Origin of the sequence: Bacillus sp. XF8, from assembly GCF_017498755.1 — a bacterium.
Lineage (GTDB): Bacteria > Bacillota > Bacilli > Bacillales > Bacillaceae_G > Bacillus_A > Bacillus_A bingmayongensis.
On record NZ_JAGDQK010000004.1, the window covers coordinates 1 to 16,799 of the forward strand.

Below are 16,799 nucleotides of genomic sequence, written 5' to 3' on the forward strand. Positions count from 1 at the left end.
CCACATTTTCCGTAAAGTACTGTTGTCTTTTCATCTTCAAAGTGTGCAATTGTTCCTTCACAAACTTGACATACGATTGTTCCCATTTTCTTCATTTCCCCCTGAATTTGAATTGTGATTTGAAACCCTTTACATTTACACGTTCTATATATTACTAAGCTTTTGTATGCTCCTTGTGACCACATTCGCAATGAGATCCACATTTTCCGTAAAGTACTGTTGTCTTTTCATCTTCAAAGTGTGCAATTGTTCCTTCACAAACTTGACATACGATCGTTCCCATTTTCATTTCCCCCTAAGTTTATGGTCCTAAAAACTTTTTCAGTTGCAAGATTCCTATATATTATTGGGCTTTTGTATGCTCCTTGTGATCACATCCGCAAGATCCGCATTTCCCGTAAAGTACTGTTACTTTCTCATCCTCGAAGTGTGCAATTGTACTCTCACAATCTTGACATACGATTGTTCCCATTTTTTATTTCCCCCTAAGTTTATAATCCCAAAAACTTTTGTAACCGCTTAACTTCTGTCTTTATTTTAATATGTTATACTTTTTCCGTCAATAGGTTTTTAGTATAACACATTAAAAAAATTATTTTACATTAGTATGCGACAATAACATAAAAAAAACAGTCATATCTTAATAAGTACGACTGTTTCTATTTGTTTATTCTTCATATTCAGCATGTAAGGAGGTTGGCGGTACCAGAAATTTAAAAAACTGTGCTAAATCATCCGCTTCCTCCTCCGATTGTAATTTAAAGACCTGTTGTAAATGTTGAACATTATCTACATCGTCTTGCCCTAATAGAGTCGCTCTTCCTGTCTGCATGCAAACAACAAGGGGTTTCCCAAAAAACATATTTGTATAAATAACCCCAAAATCATAACGATTTTCATGTGTCATAAATCCTAGAAATCGTACCTTCACACTTTCATGCTCATCATACAATTTTTCAAACATTTACTTCCTCCTTTCTTCACAACACTTTCTACTTGTATATATTAAACAAAACGAAGAACGATCCCTTTTTAATTGTCAAAAAATTTACAACAGTGTTAAAATAACTATATACATTACGTCAGGAGGAAAATCTTTATGCAACATGCATTTATTAAACTTGTACCTAAATCTAAACAACAAGCAGTCTCATTAGAAGATGTAAAACAACTTTTTCATTATTATAAAACAATTACTTCCCAAACTGGTGTGCAAGTTAGCTATGCATATACTAACGTGGCATTTCCATACGAGATACTTGATACATCAGATACTACACTTGAGCTAAAATCTAGTCATGATCGATATAATTCTATTTATGTGGGGGTTGGAATAGAAAATGAGCAAGCTTTTGTTCAAATCTCCTTACCTTCTACTGCTACATTTGGAGATAAAGGGAAAGCAAATGAATTCTGCCGTTTTTTAGCAAAAAAATTAGAGGGTGAATTACGGTTATTTAATGGAAGAACAATGTATTTTTATAAACGCTAGCTTTAAAAAAAGAAAGATATCATCAAAAAGAATATACTATTTGTACAAGTAAGAAATAGCGCCTGCTTTCTTACACTAAGAACAACATAAGCAATTACATATGCTAAATAAAGAAACACGAAAAAGAGCATCACTTTATAGTGAAACTTATCACCATTCGATAAGAATAACACAACAGAAAATCCACTCCATAAAAGGAAATGATAAAATATAACATGTATGATTTTCATCGAACCATCTCCTTTGACATGCTCTATTTTATAATAAGATATGGTATTGGATTCAAATCCATTACATAATACGAAAAGATGTAATGGATTTGAATCCAGTATATTTCTATTAAAGTTACGTACATTCCAATTTTGGCTAGGCTATATAGTATTACACATTCATTCGACAAATACACATCCTGACCTTGTTAGCCCCTACTAAAACTTAATTCCATGAAATAAAAAACCCGTCTCTTAACAGATAAGAGACGGGTTTTTTCGCTTATTCATATTATTTTACAATGTGAATTGGCATTCCAAGAGCAACTTCTGCTGCTTCCATTGTGATTTCACCTAATGTTGGGTGAGCATGGATTGTTTGAGCAATATCTTCAGCTGTCATTCCAGCTTCGATAGCTAAACCAATCTCAGAGATAATATCAGAAGCACCTGCACCTGCAACTTGTGCACCTACAAGAAGACCATCTTCTTTACGTGTTACAAGTTGTAGGAAACCGTCTGTGCTGTTTAATGATAATGCACGGCCGTTTGCAGCGAATGGGAACTTAGATACAGCTACACTCATTCCAGCTTCTTCAGCTTGTTTTTTAGTGTAACCAACAGACGCTAATTCTGGATCAGTGAAGCATACTGCTGGAATTCCGATGTAATCGATTGCTGATGCATGGCCACTAATTGCTTCAACAGCTACTTTACCTTCGTAAGAAGCTTTGTGAGCTAATGGTGGTCCAGGAACGATATCACCGATTGCATAGATGTTTGATACGTTTGTACGACATTGTTCGTCGATTTCGATTAGACCACGGTCAGTCATTTTAATTCCAACTTGCTCAAGACCGATTTCTTGAGTGTTTGGACGACGACCTACAGTTACTAATACGTAATCAGCTTCAACAGTTTGTACTTCGCCTTTTACTTCGAAGCTAACTGTTACGCCGTTTTCAGTCTCTTCAACGCCTTTAGCCATAGCTTTTGTATGGATGTTTACGTTGCCTTTTTTCTGAAGAGCACGTTTAACAACTGAGCTCATTGCTTTTTCAAAACCAGCTAAGATTTCATCGCCAGCCTCTACTACAGTAACTTCTGTACCGAAGTTAGCATATGCAGTACCTAATTCCATACCGATGTAACCGCCGCCGATTACAACAAGTTTTTTAGGAATTTCAGGTAAGCTTAATGCACCTGTAGAGTTGATAACACGTTTAGAGTATTTGAATCCAGGAATTTCAATTGGTGTAGAACCAGTTGCAAGAACAGCATTTTTAAACGTATAAGTTTGAGCTGCATCTTCAGTCATTACGCGTAATGTGTTTGCATCTACGAAGTAAGCTTCACCGCGAATGATTTCAACTTTGTTACCTTTAAGAAGGCCTTCAACACCGCCAGTTAATTTCTTAACTACGCCGTTTTTCCATTCTTGAACTTTTGTGAAATCAACTGTTACGTTCTCTGCAGTAATACCCATGTCATCAGAATGTTTTGCATTCTCATAACGATGACCTGCATTGATTAACGCTTTAGAAGGAATACATCCAACGTTTAAGCATACGCCACCAAGGTTAGCTTTTTCAATGATTGCTACCTTTTGACCTAATTGTGCTGCACGAATTGCTGCAACATATCCACCAGGACCTGCACCAACAACGACTGTATCTAATTCAATTGGGAAATCTCCTACTACCATTGTTATTACGCCTCCATTACTAATAATTGTGGGTCGTTCAATAGACGTTTAATTTGGTTTAATGCTTTTTGAGCAGTTGCACCGTCAATTAAACGATGGTCAAAGCTTAGAGATAATGCTAATACTGGAGCTGCAACGATTTCACCGTTTTTCACAACTGGTTTCTCAGCGATACGGCCAATACCAAGGATTGCTACTTCTGGGTGATTGATAACTGGAGTGAACCATTGTCCACCTGCAGAACCAATGTTTGTAATTGTGCAAGAAGCACCTTTCATTTCTGCTGGAGCTAGACGACCGTCACGTGCTTTACCAGCAAGTTCATTAATCTCGTTAGAGATTGTGAAGATAGATTTACGATCTGTATCTTTTACAACTGGTACTAATAGACCTTTGTCTGTATCAGCAGCAATACCGATATTGAAGTAATGTTTATGAACGATTTCTGAAGATGCATCATCTAAAGAAGTGTTCAACATTGGGAATTCACGTAATGCAGATGTTAAAGCTTTTACAACGTATGGAAGGTAAGTTAATTTAATACCTTTGTCAGCTGCAACTGCTTTGAACTTTTTACGGTGAGCAACAAGTTCTGTTACATCTACCTCGTCCATTAATGTTACGTGAGGAGCTGTATGTTTAGAGTTAACCATTGCTTTTGCAATTGCTTTACGGATACCGCTCATTTTCTCACGAGTTTCTGGGTATTCACCAGCTGGGATTGGTTGTGCTTTTGGTGCTTCTTCTTTCGCTGCTGCTGGAGCTGCTACTGCTGGAGCTTCAGTTGCTGCTACTGCTGCTTGTCCACCATTTGCAAATGCATCGATGTCAGCCTTTACAACGCGACCGTTTTTACCAGTGCCAGCTACTTTATGGATGTCTACACCTTTTTCGCGAGCGTATTTACGTACAGATGGCATAGCGATTACGCGCTCATTTACTACTTCTTCAGTTGCTGCTGGAGTAGCTGCTGCTGGAGCTTCTTCTTTCACTTCTTCAGCTTTTGGAGCGTCGTCATGGTCGTCACCTTTAAATTTAAGGTTTTCGTATCCAGGAGCGTCGAACTTAATTAAAGTATCTCCTACTACTGCAACTGTACCTTCTTCTACAAGTACTTCAAGTACTTTACCTTTAACTGGAGAAGGGATCTCTACAACTGCTTTATCATTTTGTACTTCAAGAAGTACATCGTCTTCGTTTACTTCATCGCCTGGTTTAATAAACCATTTTACGATTTCACCTTCGTGGATACCTTCACCGATATCTGGTAGTTTAAATTCAAATGCCACGGAATTCAGCCCCCTGATTCATATCATTATTATGGAATAAGTACAAAAGAAATCAGCATGTGCTGATTTCTTTTGCACATGAAAAACTAAAATTAGAAGTTCATTACTTTGTTAACAGCTTCAACAATATCTTTATGGTTTGGTAACCATACGCTCTCAGCTTGAGAGAATGGGAATACTGTATCAGCAGCTGCAACACGTACAACTGGAGCTTCTAAGTTTAAGATTGCACGGTCGTTAATTTCCGCTACAACGTTTGCTGCAATACCAGCTTGTTTTTGAGCTTCTTGAACAACAACTACGCGGCCTGTTTTTTCAACAGAAGCAATGATTGTTTCGATATCTAATGGTTGAACTGTACGTAAGTCAACAACCTCTAAAGAGATACCTTCTTTTTCAAGTTCTTCAGCAGCTTTTAATGCAGCGTGTACCATCGCACCATATGCGATAACAGATACATCTGTACCTTCGCGTTTCACATCAGCTTTTCCTAAGTCAACTGTGTATTCGCCTTCTGGTACTTCTTGACGGAATGAACGGTACAATTTCATATGCTCTAGGTAGATAACTGGATCGTTGTCACGAATCGCAGAGATTAAAAGACCTTTTGCATCGTATGGAGTAGATGGAATAACAACTTTTAGACCAGGTTGTTGTGCAACTAATCCTTCTAAGCTATCAGCGTGTAATTCTGGAGTATGAACGCCACCACCAAATGGAGAACGAACTGTAATTGGAGCATTCCAACGTCCACCAGAACGGTAACGCATACGAGCCATTTGACCAGAAATTGAATCCATTACTTCGTAAACGAAACCGAAGAATTGAATTTCTGGAACTGGACGGAAGCCTTCAAGTGCAAGTCCAACTGCAAGTCCACCAATACCAGACTCTGCAAGTGGAGTATCCATTACACGGTCTTCACCGAATTCAGCTTGTAGACCTTCAGTAGCACGGAATACACCGCCGTTTACACCAACGTCTTCACCAAACACAAGTACGTTAGGGTCATTTTTCATTTCAACGCGTAAAGCATCAGTGATTGCTTGAATCATTGTCATTTGAGCCATGGCTTACTTCGACTCCTTTTCTTTGTAAATTTCATATTGTTCAGCTAAGTTGTAAGGCATTTCTTCGTACATGATTTCCATTAAATCAGTTACTTTTTGTTTTGGAGCTTGGTCAGCCTTAGCAATTGCTTGTTTGATATCTTCTTTTGCTTCTTCGATAACTTTTTCTTCTACTTCTTGAGACCATAGGCCTTTGTTTTCTAAGAATGCACGGAAGCGTACGATTGGATCTTTTTGTTCCCATTCGTTTTCGATATCTTTTGTACGGTAACGAGTTGGGTCATCACCAGCCATTGTATGTGGACCGTAACGGAATGTTAAAGTCTCGATTAAAGTAGGGCCTTCACCATTTACTGCGCGCTCACGAGCAAAAGCAGTTGCTGCGTATACAGCTAATGGGTCCATACCATCTACTTGAATTCCGTAAATACCTGCTGCAACTGCTTTTTGTGCTACAGTTTTTGCTGCAGATTGTTTTTCTACTGGAGTAGAGATTGCATAACGGTTGTTTTGAACAACGAAGATTGCTGGAGCTTTGAATGCACCTGCAAAGTTCATACCTTCGTAGAAGTCACCTTGAGACGCACCACCGTCACCAGTGTAAGTAATTGCAACAGATTTTTTACCACGTAATTTCATACCTAACGCAACACCAGCAGTTTGGATGATTTGCGCACCGATGATGATTTGTGGAGCAAGTGCATTTACATTCTCAGGCATTTGGTTACCCATGAAGTGTCCACGAGAGAATAAGAATGCTTGGTATAATGGTAAACCATGCCATACTAATTGTGGAACATCACGATATCCTGGTAAGATGAAGTCTTCTGCTTCAAGTGCGAAATGACTTGCTAATTGAGAAGCTTCTTGTCCAGCTGTTGGTGCGTAGAAACCTAAACGTCCTTGACGGTTTAAAGAAATAGAACGTTGATCTAGTACGCGAGTATACACCATACGGCGCATTAATTCTTTTAATTGATCATCAGTTAATTCAGGCATCGCTGCTTCATTCACAACTTCGCCTTTTTCATTTAAAATTTGTAATGTTTCAAATTGAGCTGCGATAGCTTTCATTTGCTCATCAACATTAAATAGGGTCTTTTTTGTTTTAGTACCCATTCCGTTCACCTCTTCCTCTCTTGAACCATATTCTGAAACGCTTTCACTAGCGCTTGGCTAGTCCGAAAACGCAACCATGTAAACCGACAAGAAACCTCGCCGGTTGAGAATAATTTTGTGTACCTAACAATCTGTACTAATGTTTTTTCAGAAACATATTAATACAATCTTGATCACGTTTTTTAGTTTACAACTATTCTAATCACCATGTCAATTACTTTGGTTACGATTTTTTTATGAATAACATTGAGGTTTCCACTATACATAGGTGTTTTCATTTTCACATCTGTATTAGTAAGCAATAACCTACTGTTATATTATTCCCTTTTTAACCTGTTTTTCGTCGTAGAATAATATGTAAACGATTTAATTCTTCTTAGTTTTTCTCTCTTTATAACAAAAATATGCAATCACTTCTTCCTTTTCTAGGCGAATGTCTATACACTCCTAATAATTCTCCCATACATTATAATAACCGCAGTATTAGCGGGAAATGATAAAGGAGGTCATCTCATGTACGGATACACATGTTGTTTTCCAACTTGTTCATATCCTTCCTTTGGCTATGGAGGTTCTTGCGGAGGATCCGGACGCGGCTTTGCCTTAATCGTTGTATTGTTTATCCTTTTAATTATCGTTGGTGCTGCTTGCATTCGTTAATGTAAAACAAAACAACTATAGAAAGAAACAGGCGGCTTTGCCGTCTTTTCTTTTTTACCAAACAAACGCTGATGAAGAATACCGCACTAGGCATACTCTTAATCCACTCAAATTATATAGGTGCTATGCACTTTATCATGACTTTTTTTAGGTCCTTTGGTAGACTAAAGGAGAAAGGAGAGATTGTGAATGCTTACAATGAATGATGTAATTCGTGAAGGAAATCCCATTCTACGAGCAGTAGCAGAAGAAGTAGCTCTGCCCGCAAGTGAAGAAGATATACGTACTCTTAAAGAAATGATGGAACTTGTAATAAACAGTCAAAACCCTGAAATGGTTGAAAAATATAATTTACGCCCAGGAATCGGGATTGCCGCACCACAAATCGGAATTTCCAAAAGAATGATTGCTGTTCATGTTACTGATACAAATGAGAAATTATACAGCTACGCTTTATTCAATCCAAAAATTATTAGTCACTCTGTTGAACGTACATACTTATCAGGCGGCGAAGGGTGCCTATCTGTGGATCGTGAAGTACCTGGCTATGTTCCGCGTTATACACGAATCACAGTTAAAGCAACTACTATCGATGGCGAAGAAGTAAAATTACGTTTGAAAGGCTTACCAGCGATTGTATTTCAACATGAAATTGACCATTTAAATGGCGTAATGTTCTATGACCACATTAATCAAGAAAACCCTTTTGCATCTCCTGATGATGCAAAACCATTCGAAAGATAAAATAACAAAAAAGCAGGAGCTTTAGCTCCTGCTTTTTTTATAATGAAATGGTTCTCATACTCTTTTGTTACAATAAACGAGCCCACTGTAAACCGTGAAGAATTCCATCTTCACTAACATCTTTCGTCACATAATTAGCAAGCTTTTTCAAATCTTCATGCCCATTCCCCATCACAATACCTGTTCCTACTGCTTCTATCATTTCTAGATCATTTAATCCATCTCCAAAAGCATAGACTTGTTCACGCTTAAATCCTAATTTCTCAATGAATTTTTCAATTCCCTTTGCTTTTGAACCACCATTTGGGATAATGTCCATAGAATACGCATGCCAACGAATAAAATGAAAATCTGGATAATCATGAATAAACTTTTCTTCCTCACCCACTTGGCAGAAAAGCAGCGTTTGATAAACGTCACGATTTTCATAAAAACTTGGTTCGTACAATGGATGCTCAAATTGCAGACTTCCAAAACTTTCTTTTACATAATCATGGTATTCTACTGTCGCTTTCATATCCTTATGATCTAAATAAACAAGTGGGTATCCCTCTTGCTTCGCAAATGTTGTAAATGTATGTAACGTATTAGGTTGTAATGGATTTTTAAATATAACCTCATCTTCAAATACAACATATTGACCATTAAAGCTAACATAATTATGAATATTAAGCTCATTGCGAATATCTTCAAACATGAAAGGCGCACGCCCTGTCGCAATTGCCACATGTACTCCTTTTTCTTGCAACGTACGCACTGCTTCTCTTGTAGATTGTGGAATTTTTTTATCATGATCTAATAATGTTCCATCAATATCAAAAAAGACGATTTTATCATTCATTTTCAAAATCCTTTCTAACCCTTCTATGTTCCTACCTTGACTACTTCTTTTCAAATCCTAAAAAAAAGTATAACATATTAAACATCTGTGAAGAAAGCGTTCCCTTTCTAACCTTATTCATGAAATATGCATATACTATCAAAAGAATATTGATATTTGTTTGAATGAATTTTCTTTTCTAATCTATCTCATACTATATTCATAACTGGGGTCATACTGCCTGTGAGAGCAAAAAACGTAACACGAGATTACGTCTGCATGAGCCAATAAGATCCACTGAACATCCGGACGGTAATTCCCTCATTTATCTTCTATGATTTCTTAGTATATGGAGATGAAAAGTTACTACTAATAAACAAGGAATACGCATGCATGTTTGAAATAAGGAAAGGAAGGAGTAATCATGCTGAAGAAGCTGAAGAAAAAGCTAAAACGATATTTAAACGATTTAGTCCGTAAAAAGACCATGGCTTAAATCGTGCCCATTTCGGGCTTTTTCTTCATTCTCATTCGAAAAAACATGAAAATCATGACTATTTGCTTTATAATAGGTAACAGATAATGCAAAACATAGACAAGGAGAGGTTTTCCCAATGATTTTTAAAGTATTCTATCAAGAAAAAATGACTGAGGTTCCAGTACGTGAAAATACAAAAGTTTTATATTTAGAAGCTGAATCCCAAAGAGACGTTCGTACAAAATTACAAAAGTTCGCTTATAATATTGAGTTTGTCCAATCTGTTACTGGCGCTCATCTTGAATACGAAAAAGAAAATGCTGACTTAACATTAACGGAGATCGTATAATTTATGAAATTCCTAAAAAATGATCAGGCAGCCGTTTTTGCTCTTGGTGGACTCGGTGAAATCGGCAAAAATACATATGCTGTCCAATTTCAAGATGAAATTATTATAATTGATGCTGGAATTAAGTTTCCAGAAGACGAACTTCTCGGAATCGACTATGTGATTCCTGATTACACGTATTTTGTACGAAACGAAGATAAAATTAAGGGTTTATTTATTACTCATGGTCATGAAGATCATATTGGTGGTATCCCTTATCTATTACGTCAAGTGAACATCCCAATTTACGGTGGGAAATTAGCAATTGCTTTAATTAAAAACAAATTAGAAGAGCACGGATTACTTCGAAAAGCAAAACTTTACGAAATTCAAGAAGACGATGTCATCAAATTCAAAAAGACATCTGTATCGTTCTTCCGCACGACACACAGTATTCCAGATTCATACGGTGTTGTAGTGAAAACACCGCAAGGACAAATTGTTCATACGGGAGACTTTAAATTTGATTTCACACCAGTAGGTGAACCAGCAGACTTAACAAAAATGGCCGAAATCGGTAAAGACGGCGTACTTTGTCTTTTATCCGATAGCACGAACAGTGAAGTACCTAACTTTACGATGTCTGAACGCCGAGTCGGCGATAGTATTCAGGATATTTTCCGCAAAGTAGAAGGACGTATTATTTTTGCAACCTTTGCATCAAACATTCATCGTTTGCAGCAAGTTGTCGAAGCAGCTGTTGAAAACAATCGTAAAGTGGCTGTATTTGGTCGAAGCATGGAAGCTGCAATTGAAATCGGTCATGATCTTGGTTATATTCGCTGTCCAAAGGATACATTTATAGAAGCGTCTCAACTGAATCGCCTACCAGCTAACAAAGTCGTGATTTTATGTACAGGTAGCCAAGGAGAACCAATGGCAGCACTTTCCCGCATCGCGAATGGAACACACCGTCAAATTCAAATTATTCCTGGCGATACAGTTGTTTTCTCTTCTTCACCGATTCCAGGGAATACGGTTAGCGTAAGCCGCACAATTAATATGTTATACCGTGCTGGCGCTGATGTTATTCATGGGAAACTTTCAAACATTCACACGAGTGGTCATGGTGGACAAGAAGAACAAAAGTTAATGCTACGTCTTATTAAACCTAAATACTTTATGCCAATTCACGGTGAATTCCGCATGCAACGTATGCATATGAAATTAGCAAACGATTGTGGTATTCCAGAAGAAAATTGCTTCATTATGGATAATGGCGATGTTCTTGCCTTACGTTCAGACGAAGCAAACGTTGCTGGAAAAATCCCATCCGGTTCTGTTTATATTGATGGAAACGGTATTGGTGATATTGGTAACATTGTACTTCGCGACCGTCGTATTCTTTCTGAAGAAGGACTTGTTATCGTAGTTGTTAGCATTGATATGAAAGAATTTAAAGTTGCAGCAGGACCTGATATTATCTCTCGTGGATTCGTTTATATGCGTGAGAGTAGCGATTTAATCAATGATGCTCAAACGTTAATTACAACGCATCTTGAAAAAGTAATGGAGCGAAAAACAACACAATGGTCTGAAATTAAAAATGAGATTACAGATACATTAGCACCATTCTTGTATGAAAAAACAAAACGCCGTCCAATGATTTTACCAATCATTATGGAAATATAAAAAAGAGGCATCGTAAATAAATAGCATATTTATAAAAAGACCAATTCGTTATGTGAATTGGTCTTTTTCAATCAATAATATAATCATGGTTATTGACTTGTAGCGTATGAAATTACAATAAAAATAGATATGCTAAGTAGGAAAATTCACGCTTAAACTAACGGCGGAGTTTACCTAAAACAGGAAAAATATAATTTTTGTCGAAAAACTTAAATTAGGTTTTCTATCATTAGTGAAGAGGATTGCTATGGAACGAACTATTTCTGTCAATAAAGCAATATTATTATGCACCAAGCATTTCTTATTAGGTAGGTGTGAACGGTGTTATATAAAGTGAAACTTTAATCAGTGGGGGGATTCCCCCCCACTGATTATTAGCCCTCACCAATCGGGCTTTTACGGGCAGTTTATCTCCCACCTAACTTCTTTGCCTTCGCCGAATTTTGAGGTGGGAGTATTACTGTCCGCAAATAGCGGAATAAACTAGACGATTTTAGCTTTCGTCCATTAAGGTATATCAAAGCATTGAAAAAAGGCTTGATTTAAAACCAAGCCTTTTTATACTAAATTTAATGCTACTTCATATGCTAACCCTGTTGTGAGTTCATAAGATATTCAACTCTTATTTTGTTTTTTCTCCACAGTATCAGAATTACTTAGCTTACAAACATTGTCCTCATACTCTTTGTATCGAGAAAAATTTTTATCGTAAGAAATGCTTAAATCGATCTACTTCATCATCATGACCAATTACAATTAAAATATCTCCCGCCTGGATATTTTCTGTAGCTCGAGGAGAAACAATAACTTCCTTCCCTCGCTTAATTGCAACAATGTTTAATCCAAACTTCGCACGGATATCCAGTTCAATTAAAGAGTGACCATCAATCTTCTTATTTGCAATAATTTCTACAATACTATGCTCATCCGAAAGCTCTAAGTAATCTAATACATTACTTGAAGCAATATTATTTGCAATTCGTTTTCCCATATCACGTTCAGGATGGACAATATGATCTGCTCCTATTTTAGTTAACACTTTTTCATGATAATCATTTTGAGCCTTAACAGTAATATTCTTTACCCCTAATTCCTTTAAAATAAGAGTCGTTAAAATACTTGCATTTAAATTATCTCCAATTGCAACAACAACATGGTCAAAATTACGAATACCGAGACTTTTTAACACCATCTCATCTGTTGAATCTGCAATCACTGCATGCGAAGCAATATTTGCAAATTCATTAATTTTATCTTCATCTAAGTCAATAGCCATTACTTCCATACCTAATTGAGCTAATTCACGACAAATACTGCCTCCAAAACGTCCAAGTCCAATGACAGCAAATTCTTTCTCTTTCTCACTCACATGAATTCCTCCAATAACATCAAGTCCTATCTATTTTTATTGTAGTATACGTTATATTCGCCACAAAGACTAGCAATCAACCTATACTTATTTTTGCTTTTGTATATAGAAATACTGCTGCAAATAAAATGCGATAATACAAATGAGCATAGCAAAAACAAAAATGTTTCCAAACGAACTAAACGTTTGAAATACAAATAATAATGTTTCTTGACCAAAAAAGGCAAATAAAAGCTGTGTAAAAGCAAATAAGAGCGCCCATTTATAGTGCTGTTGATGAAATAAATAATGAGTTGCTCCTAAAAATGCACAAAATGAAATGATAAAAATCCACCATGCTTCTAAAAACACTTGCCATCCCGCAAAGTTATATCCATTTACAACAAGTGCAATGATTCCAATGACCAGCATTGTGGGGACACTCCAAATTAACGCTCGATTTCGAAAAAATTGACGTCCATTAGAATCGCCTTTTTCATTTGCGCAATACGTTAAAAATGCTGTACTTATATACAGGACAGAAAGAATTGTTAATACGATGATTAACCAAAAATGCAACTGATTATATTCATGTTCTATATTCGTAACAATAGCTGCTAACATACTTGGAATCAACATACCTGTCCATCCGTCAATTTTCCTTTCATTCCAAAACACAGCATTTCCTATTCGAATGCCTAAAAGCATAAAAATAATCACACCAATTACAAATAACGTTGTCTTATTTCCAACTAAGCTTGTTGAAAAAGCAATTAAACCAATAAATAAAAAAAGAACAAATCCATTCATGATTTCTAATACTGGTGATAAATAACCTTTCACCCATTTATATGTTTCTTCATATTCGCGTTTATTTGCTAAGCGATATGCATAAAAACTTATCCCGAAATAAACCGCTGCAATAATAACATATGCATATAAAAAGAAACATAAGATTACACTGCCAATCTGCACCTGATTCCCCACCCTTTTTTCTATGTATCACATTGATTTTACACATTTTTCGCATAAAAAGTAAACTAAAACATCCAGTTCCATTTCCTTCAGTAAAATTTTCATTTCTAAATCAGCACACAAGAGGCGTATCTCTTATTTACCCTGCTATTTATAAAGTGAAACTATAATCAGTGGGGGTTTTCTTCATCCCCCACTGATTATAGTTGAACGAATCGGGCTTTTACGGGCAGTTGACCCCCACCTATCTTCCTCCTTTCTCTCTGAATCTTGAGGTAGGGGTCTTACTGCCCTAGAATAGCGGGATAAAAACAAAAACCTCCTAATAAAAGGAGGTTTTTGCGCATATCAAAAAAACTTCTACTTCCAAACTACCCTAGCATGTAAGTAGAAGAATTCACATCTTATTCAGCTTCTTTTTTCGCTTCATCTAACACACGATTTACTCGTTTTGTTAGCATTTTCATCCCACTTCCTCCCGCTTGGAAATGACGAAGGACACCATCTTTATCAAATACATAATACGCTGGTACATATTGGTTTTCAAATGCATCTGCAATCTTATGTTGATTATCCACTAAAATTGTTTGGGATATCTCGTGTTCTTTTGCAACTACTTCCACTTGCTCAAGGTTTAAATCTTCTTCTGAACGTGGCATATGAACTGCAACAACATTTAATTGCTCTTTATATTCATCACGGAATGCATTAATATCTGGCATTGCTTCTTTACATAAGTGACAACTAACAGACCAGAAATGAATAAGTGTTGGCTTTTCGCCAATTAGTGACTCACGTACTACTTCTCCATTCAATACTGTTGTTGCACCGTCTAAAGAAGGCATTGGTTGACGTAATTTCATGATTTTTCCCCCTTACAAATGTAGAGAAAGGTCTAACAAAATATTGTTAGACCCTCCTATATTTCATAATAAAATTAAACGTTTAAAGTTGCTTGACCTGGTTTCCAGTTTGCTGGGCAAAGTCCACCAGTTTGAAGAGCTTGAAGAACACGAATTACTTCGTCAACTTCACGACCAATGTTGTTGTGATGTACAACTTGGTACATTAATTCGCCTTCTGGGCTAATGATGAATAGACCACGAAGTGCGATACCTTCTTCCTCAAGTAATACACCGTAGTCACGAGATACTACATGGTTAGTATCAGCAGCTAGAGGGTATTTTAATTCACCTAAACCGTTTTTCGTACGGTCAGTGTTAATCCAAGCTAAGTGAGTGTGGATTGTATCAGTAGATACACCAATTACTTCTGCATCTAAATCTTCGAACTCATCATAACGATCAGAAAGTGCGATGATTTCTGTTGGACATACGAAAGTGAAGTCCATTGGATAGAAGAAAAGTACTGTCCATTTGTCCTGTTTCATAACCTCTTCAAGACTTACTTTACCAAATTCTTTGTTTGGCATAACAGCGTCCATTTCAAATCGTGGCGCTTGTTTTGCTACCATACGTTCTGCCATATGTATCAACCTCCGTAAATTTTTATCATATATTGTCTACTCTTGTATTATATAAGAGGAATTAGTTTTTAGTCAATTTTATTTGATAATTATTATAAAATAACTTACTAACAACTTGTTCCTCCATCTACCATTATAAAGTATTGTGTTAGAATTACAAAAAAAAATGCATTATAATTTTCCACAAAAAAGAACAGGCTTTAACCCCTGTTCCCTTTCCATTTTACATATTGATTTAAAAACGCAATGGTTTGTTCTATTGCCTCTTCTTTTGGTTGTAACTTTGCATGATGTAAGCCATATTCTGAGTCTACCCCAAGCCAAAACATAAATCCTGGAATATCACGAAGCATATATCCGAAATCTTCCCCTGTCATCGCCTCTGTACATGTAACAACATTCATATTCGTTTGCTCAGATGCAAACAGCATAAACTCCTGCGTTAGCTCCTCATGATTATATACTTGATGATACATCGCTCCATAATCAATAACAGCTTCACATTGAAATGCCGCTTCGATACCTGCGACAATCGCTTCGATTCGGCTCTTCACTCGGCTCATCGATTCAACAGATAGTGTTCTGATTGTCCCTTCTAGGCGTGACTTTTCTGCAATGATGTTTTGGACTGTACCACCTGTAATTTTACCAATTGTAATAACAGCGCTATCAAGCGGATTGACATTACGGCTAATTACTGATTGAAGCTGTGTAACAAGATGACTAGCGGCAACAATCATATCATTTGCTGTATGTGGATATGCTGCATGTCCACCTTTTCCTTTTAAATCAATATATAGTTCTGATGTATTTGCAAATAGCAATCCTTCTTTTGTTGCGATTGTCCCTACTGGATACTCAGGTGCGATATGAAGACCAAGGATCATATCTGGTTTCCATTCCTTCAACTCTTCACTTTCTAACATAGGAAGAGCGCCACCTGGACCTTCTTCAGCTGGTTGGAATAGAAAAACAAGATCATCATCTATTCTTTCATTTACAGCAGCTGTTAGAAGCCCTAAACCAATTGTAGTATGAAAATCATGACCACATGCATGCATCATTCCTTCGTGAACAGAAGTAAATTCATATCCTGTTTCCTCTGGAATTAGTAGGCCATCAATATCTGCACGATAGCCAATTGTTTTTTCTGGTTTTTTCCCCTTTACTTTAACGATAACACCTGTTTTCCATGTTTTCACTTCAAGATATTCACTAGGAAGGGTACCGATATAATTTAAAATATATTGTTGTGTTTTCCACTCTTGAAAGCCTAATTCTGGAATTTTATGTAACTCTCTACGAATTTGTACAAATTTACTGACTGTCATGTCTCCACCACCATTTATAAAAAGCGTAAGAGCTTATCTGCCCTTACGCTTTC

General features: G+C 36.7%; 20 protein-coding genes. 5 read left to right on the plus strand and 15 right to left on the minus strand.

Annotation, left to right across the window (positions count from 1 at the left end):
* From J4P91_RS04150 to J4P91_RS04165, 4 genes are all read right to left on the minus strand, one after another.
* The coding region (locus J4P91_RS04150) for a GapA-binding peptide SR1P (RefSeq protein ID WP_207993156.1) at positions 1-86 on the minus strand (86 nt) is incomplete at its 3' end.
* Between the two features lie 68 nt (positions 87-154).
* Complete coding sequence (locus J4P91_RS04155) at positions 155-283, minus strand: GapA-binding peptide SR1P (RefSeq protein WP_026590195.1); 129 nt, start codon at positions 281-283, stop codon at positions 155-157.
* 60 nt (positions 284-343) lie between these two features.
* Positions 344-472 carry a GapA-binding peptide SR1P gene (locus tag J4P91_RS04160; protein ID WP_000536782.1) on the minus strand — a complete coding sequence of 43 codons (129 nt, stop codon included), beginning with the start codon at positions 470-472 and terminating at the stop codon, positions 344-346.
* Between the two features lie 195 nt (positions 473-667).
* Positions 668-964 (minus strand): DUF3055 domain-containing protein, encoded by a 297-nt coding sequence (locus J4P91_RS04165; protein ID WP_003199960.1) that lies wholly within the window; start codon positions 962-964, stop codon positions 668-670.
* Between the two features lie 135 nt (positions 965-1,099).
* On the opposite strand from J4P91_RS04165, the gene J4P91_RS04170 reads away from it, so the two are divergent.
* Positions 1,100-1,492 carry a DUF1885 family protein gene (locus tag J4P91_RS04170; RefSeq protein WP_017151125.1) on the plus strand — a complete coding sequence of 131 codons (393 nt, stop codon included), beginning with the start codon at positions 1,100-1,102 and terminating at the stop codon, positions 1,490-1,492.
* Between the two features lie 2 nt (positions 1,493-1,494).
* Here the strand turns inward: J4P91_RS04170 and J4P91_RS04175 are convergent, their stop codons facing one another.
* From J4P91_RS04175 to pdhA, 5 genes are all read right to left on the minus strand, one after another.
* Positions 1,495-1,722: a hypothetical protein gene (locus J4P91_RS04175; RefSeq protein ID WP_017151124.1), complete on the minus strand. Its 228-nt coding sequence runs from the start codon at positions 1,720-1,722 to the stop codon at positions 1,495-1,497.
* A 271-nt stretch (positions 1,723-1,993) separates the two neighbouring features.
* Entirely contained in the window at positions 1,994-3,406 is a 1,413-nt protein-coding gene (lpdA, locus tag J4P91_RS04180; protein WP_017151123.1) for a dihydrolipoyl dehydrogenase, read from the minus strand.
* A 5-nt stretch (positions 3,407-3,411) separates the two neighbouring features.
* A complete protein-coding gene (gene pdhC, locus J4P91_RS04185) occupies positions 3,412-4,695 on the minus strand; it encodes a pyruvate dehydrogenase complex dihydrolipoyllysine-residue acetyltransferase (RefSeq protein WP_207993052.1) in 1,284 nt (427 codons plus the stop codon).
* 92 nt (positions 4,696-4,787) lie between these two features.
* Positions 4,788-5,765 carry a pyruvate dehydrogenase complex E1 component subunit beta gene (gene pdhB, locus J4P91_RS04190; protein ID WP_017151121.1) on the minus strand — a complete coding sequence of 326 codons (978 nt, stop codon included), beginning with the start codon at positions 5,763-5,765 and terminating at the stop codon, positions 4,788-4,790.
* A 3-nt stretch (positions 5,766-5,768) separates the two neighbouring features.
* A complete protein-coding gene (gene pdhA / locus J4P91_RS04195) occupies positions 5,769-6,884 on the minus strand; it encodes a pyruvate dehydrogenase E1 component subunit alpha (RefSeq protein ID WP_017151120.1) in 1,116 nt (371 codons plus the stop codon).
* A gap of 513 nt (positions 6,885-7,397) precedes the next feature.
* Here pdhA and J4P91_RS04200 point away from each other — a divergent pair.
* Together J4P91_RS04200 and def are read left to right on the plus strand one after the other, a co-directional pair.
* The gene (locus tag J4P91_RS04200) at positions 7,398-7,544 is read left to right on the plus strand and encodes a YjcZ family sporulation protein (protein ID WP_207993053.1); all 147 of its coding nucleotides are present in this window, start codon (positions 7,398-7,400) and stop codon (positions 7,542-7,544) included.
* A gap of 189 nt (positions 7,545-7,733) precedes the next feature.
* Positions 7,734-8,288: a peptide deformylase gene (gene def / locus J4P91_RS04205; RefSeq protein ID WP_017151119.1), complete on the plus strand. Its 555-nt coding sequence runs from the start codon at positions 7,734-7,736 to the stop codon at positions 8,286-8,288.
* Positions 8,289-8,355: 67 nt separating this feature from the next.
* Here the strand turns inward: def and J4P91_RS04210 are convergent, their stop codons facing one another.
* A complete protein-coding gene (locus J4P91_RS04210) occupies positions 8,356-9,129 on the minus strand; it encodes a Cof-type HAD-IIB family hydrolase (protein ID WP_017151118.1) in 774 nt (257 codons plus the stop codon).
* A 593-nt stretch (positions 9,130-9,722) separates the two neighbouring features.
* On the opposite strand from J4P91_RS04210, the gene J4P91_RS04215 reads away from it, so the two are divergent.
* Together J4P91_RS04215 and rnjA are read left to right on the plus strand one after the other, a co-directional pair.
* Positions 9,723-9,935, plus strand: a complete 213-nt coding sequence (locus tag J4P91_RS04215; RefSeq protein WP_017151117.1) for a DNA-dependent RNA polymerase subunit epsilon — start codon at positions 9,723-9,725, stop codon at positions 9,933-9,935.
* Positions 9,936-9,938: 3 nt separating this feature from the next.
* Entirely contained in the window at positions 9,939-11,606 is a 1,668-nt protein-coding gene (gene rnjA, locus J4P91_RS04220) for a ribonuclease J1 (protein ID WP_017151116.1), read from the plus strand.
* 703 nt (positions 11,607-12,309) lie between these two features.
* Here the strand turns inward: rnjA and J4P91_RS04225 are convergent.
* The 5 genes from J4P91_RS04225 to J4P91_RS04245 all read right to left on the minus strand — a co-directional run bounded on the left by J4P91_RS04225 (position 12,310) and on the right by J4P91_RS04245 (position 16,746).
* Complete coding sequence (locus J4P91_RS04225) at positions 12,310-12,975, minus strand: potassium channel family protein (protein WP_017151115.1); 666 nt, start codon at positions 12,973-12,975, stop codon at positions 12,310-12,312.
* A gap of 87 nt (positions 12,976-13,062) precedes the next feature.
* Entirely contained in the window at positions 13,063-13,929 is an 867-nt protein-coding gene (locus tag J4P91_RS04230) for a cytochrome c oxidase assembly protein (RefSeq protein ID WP_017151114.1), read from the minus strand.
* Positions 13,930-14,333: 404 nt separating this feature from the next.
* The gene (locus J4P91_RS04235; protein WP_207993054.1) at positions 14,334-14,792 is read right to left on the minus strand and encodes a TlpA disulfide reductase family protein; all 459 of its coding nucleotides are present in this window, start codon (positions 14,790-14,792) and stop codon (positions 14,334-14,336) included.
* Between the two features lie 74 nt (positions 14,793-14,866).
* Positions 14,867-15,415 carry a peroxiredoxin gene (locus J4P91_RS04240; protein WP_003199933.1) on the minus strand — a complete coding sequence of 183 codons (549 nt, stop codon included), beginning with the start codon at positions 15,413-15,415 and terminating at the stop codon, positions 14,867-14,869.
* A gap of 200 nt (positions 15,416-15,615) precedes the next feature.
* Complete coding sequence (locus tag J4P91_RS04245) at positions 15,616-16,746, minus strand: N-acetyldiaminopimelate deacetylase (protein WP_207993055.1); 1,131 nt, start codon at positions 16,744-16,746, stop codon at positions 15,616-15,618.
* Between the last annotated feature and the right edge of the window lie 53 nt (positions 16,747-16,799).